The sequence below is a fragment of the Nostoc sp. UIC 10630 genome (genome assembly GCF_010747425.1).
Lineage (GTDB): Bacteria > Cyanobacteriota > Cyanobacteriia > Cyanobacteriales > Nostocaceae > Nostoc.
Genome location: NZ_JAAGOG010000361.1, coordinates 1 through 3,912, shown reverse-complemented (window position 1 = coordinate 3,912; position 3,912 = coordinate 1). Strand labels below are relative to the sequence as shown.

At 37.3% G+C, this 3,912-nt stretch carries 2 protein-coding genes and 1 pseudogene; 2 read left to right on the top strand and 1 reads right to left on the bottom strand.

Annotation, left to right across the window (positions count from 1 at the left end; translation table 11 throughout):
- A partial coding sequence (locus G1O98_RS37240) for a hypothetical protein (protein WP_163939349.1) occupies positions 1-1,005 on the top strand: 1,005 nt, incomplete at its 5' end.
- A 159-nt stretch (positions 1,006-1,164) separates the two neighbouring features.
- Positions 1,165-2,013, top strand: coding sequence for a restriction endonuclease (locus tag G1O98_RS37235; RefSeq protein ID WP_163939347.1), 849 nt, complete (start codon positions 1,165-1,167; stop codon positions 2,011-2,013).
- A 73-nt stretch (positions 2,014-2,086) separates the two neighbouring features.
- Here G1O98_RS37235 and G1O98_RS37230 read toward each other — a convergent pair.
- Positions 2,087-3,912 (bottom strand): annotated as a pseudogene (locus tag G1O98_RS37230) (exonuclease V subunit alpha); the annotation flags it as partial.

Here is a 3,912-nt window from a genome sequence, read left to right as displayed (position 1 = left end):
AATTCTCAAGGTGCAATTTCTATTAAAATTGGTAATGAAAAAGTATTCCATATTAAAAATGGAGAAGTACTGACTGACAAATTAGGTTTAGCTCCGGCATCACAGAAAAATAAAGTTGTAAGTAATGAGCGAATCTATAGTGTAGAAGCTTTAGGAAAACAAGTGCAAGTATTGCAGAAAAAACTAAGCGAACAACAAAAACTTGTAGATAGTATCAAATCAGAACAGCTTTCACCCGAATCTTTATCACAACTAGCTGCTCAAGTTGCCGAAATGAGTAAATCCTTGGAGAAGCAGCAACAGTTGATTGAAAACACCCAAAAAGCATTGTCACAGGTAAATGAACAGTTTTTACCACAAGTTCAAAATACGGTTCTTCAAAATTGGGTGCGTACGGTTGAGAACAAGGTAAAACAAACTGCCAAGAATGTTTTTGAGCGCCTTTTAGATGTGCTGACACCCGAAGTAACGAAGCTCAGAAAGGAAATTACTTCACTTAAATCTCAAATTAATGAACAAATTACTAGCTTCAAGGATGAAGTTAAATATCAGACTATAAGAAATGAACTCAATCAACAAGTTGGTAACTTAACTCAAGAGTTGCGTACACAAGCAGATGGTGTTAAAAACACTATTGAGCAAAGCCTTATGGGTGTTAAGTCAGCTATTGACAATACTCGAACTGAATTACGGGCTACTGTTGATGATGTTAAAGGTCAAGCAATTGAACAGAGTGTCAAAGCAATGCTGAATATCTTGGGCAAAGATAACCCTGATGGTTCTAAGAGTTTTAAAAGTACAAATTTTGATTTTGAACGCCTTGGCGATAATGTAATTGTTCGTGCCAAAAACGGCGAGACTGTTCTCACTGATGGAGTTTTATCGCCTAACGTAAGTGACCAACAGTTACAGGCACTTGATAAGGTTCAATCTGTTGTTGATATGCATCATCAAATTCAGCAGGATTCTCAACAAGAATCACAATTTAGAAATATCCACAGGTAAGCCCGCATTTCTCACAAGCTTGAGGGAATATTGGGCAGAGGGGATTGAACTTGGCACATTGAACTCTCCTACTAGCGAACCTGCTCAAGAGCATAAGCGCAGACTTTGAGGGGTGTGGTGAGAAATCCGGGTGTTCCATGATCAAAGGGGAGCGTAAAAATGATACTAATCCTAATCATTGGTTTGTTGTTTGCACTGGGTGGAATAATTTTTCTAGCTTGGCTGTTTGTATTATTTCCACCTTCAATGCCAAAGTCAAAGTATCGTTCCCAAAGTTTTAAGCAATCGCCATTACTACCTAAGAGTACAAAATCGTCTGACATTTCATCTCAAAATTTTGTACGACAAAGCCCAGCACCAACGCAAAAGACTTTCTTAGCTAAAAACTTTAACAAGCCTGTACGACAAAGCTCAGTAGCAACCCAAAAGGCTTTCTTAGCTAAAAATTTTAAGAAGCAATTACTACCAAGCCCAGCGCGAACACCAAGGGTTAGATTACCTAAAAAGCTTAAAAAACACTTGAATAATATTGAGTACGCTAGTCAAGTATTACTTGAGCTTCGTAGCAGAACTCAATTAGCCAAATTACCAGTAGTAATCGCCACACTGCGTAGGATATCACCCTACGTTTTTGAGGAATTGGTACTCACTTGCTGCTTTGAACAGGGGTGGCAAATTCAACGCAACTTTCGGTACACCGGTGACGGCGGGATAGATGGTCGCGTGTTGATTTTGGGAAAGCTTTATGTAATCCAGGTTAAGCGTTATGCTGATTACATTAGCCCAAAACACATCAAAGATTTCGTATGCTGTATTGAAGGAGAAGGAGCTAATGGTGGATTCTTCGTGCATACTGGCATAACTGGACAGTTATCAAAACAATTGATTCGTCGCTCCGACAAAATAATCTTAGTGAGCGGTCAGAAACTAGTAAATTTTGTCTTAGGTAAGCAGTTTAAAATAGTGGGAATAACAATACCAGTAAAAACAGTGAACAGTTATCAGTAAACAACTAACCTATGAATGAATGAATTAATGGAAATATCTGATACATGATAATTGATAACTGATAACTGATAAGTTAGCGTCGAAACTGTAGATGCTCCCCGTTATCATCTGATTGTTGAGGGTTTATTTTCAATCTCTTCAGAATCGATGGTTTGTCATCTCTAATCAGTTGCCTAACGATGTTCATTTTCTCCTCAAAAGTCAAAGCTAAAGCATCAGTTGTAACACTCGTAAATAACTCGCTGACCTTTGCTCCTGTTACCTTTTCACCTTTGACATATTTTCCTACTTCCATAACTACTTCTGCCAATCTTTCAATATCTAAACCTTGAATCATCTGTTTGAGATGCAACTTTAATTCTGCTAGTAATGTTTTAGCTAAGGTTGACTCAGTAGCTGATTGCTCAACAGAGTTAGAGGTGGATAAAATAGCTCTCTTCTCTACATGAGATTGCAACTCAGTTGTCAATGCTGTTTCAAAGTCATTGAATGTACTTTTAGCAGTAACAAGTTGTTGATGAGACTGAGAAAGTTGTTCTGTTAATCCTAATATTGTTTGGGTCAAAGCAGACTCGATAGCTGATTGTTCAATATAATCAGAGATTGACAGAATAGCTTTATTTTCTGCATGAGATTGCAACTCAGCCGTCAATGCTGTTTCAAACTCATTGAATGTACTTTTAGCAGCAACAAGTTGTTGATGAGATTGAGAAAGTTGTTCTGTCAATCCTAATATTCTTTGGGTTAAAGCAGACTCAATAGCTGATTGCTCAACATAATCAGAGATTGACAGAATGGCTTTGTTTTGTGCATGAGATTGCAACTCAGCCGTAACCGCTTCATCAAAGTCATTAAATACAGTTTGAGCTTCAACTAACTGCTGATGAGATCGAGAAAGTTGCTCTGTTAAGCTTAATATTGTTTGGGTTAAAGCAGACTCGACAGCTGATTGCTCAATATAATCAGAGATTGACAGAATGGCTTTCTTCTCTGCATGAGATTGTAACTCTTGAGTCAAGGCTGTTTCAAAATCACTGAATGTACTTTTAGCAGTAACAAGTTGTTGATGAGATTGAGAAAGTTGCTCTGTCAATCCTAATACTGCTTGGTTTAAAGCAGACTCGATAGCTGATTGCTCAAAATAATCAGAGATTGATAAAATAGCTCCTTTTTCTGCATGAGGTTTTAACTCTTGAGTCAAGGCTGTTTCAAAGTCATTGAATGTACTTTTAGCAGCAACAAGTTGTTGATGAGATTGAGAAAGTTGTTTTGTTAACCCTAATACTGCTTGGTTTAAAGCAGACTCGATAGCTGATTGCTCAATATAATCAGAGATTGATAAAATAGCCCTCTTTTCTGCATGGGATTGCAACTCAGCTGTCAATACTTCCTCAAAGTCATTAAATGCAGTTTGATATTCAACTAACTGCTGATGAGATCGAGAAAGTTGCTCTGTTAATCCTAATACTGTTTTGGCTAAAGTAGATTCAATACTTGATTGCTCAATATAATCAAAAATTGATAAAATAGCTCTCTTTTTTGCATGAGATTGCAACTCAGCCGTCAATGCTGTTTCAAACTCATTGAATGTACTTTTAGCATTAACAACTTGTTGATGAGATTGAGAAAGCTGTTCTGTCAATCCTAATACTGCTTGGGTTAAAGCAGACTCGATAGCTGATTGCTCAACATAATCAGAGATTGACAGAATAGCTTTATTTTCTGCATAAGATTGCAACTCAGCCGTCAATGCTGTTTCAAACTCATTGAATGTACTTTTAGCAATGACAAGTTGTTGATGAGATTGAGAAAGTTGTTCTGTTATAGGACTAATATTTGATTTCTGAAAAAGCTCCGTACATTTGAAGGGTGGGGAAATCAAAGGTCGTGTGTCGGATA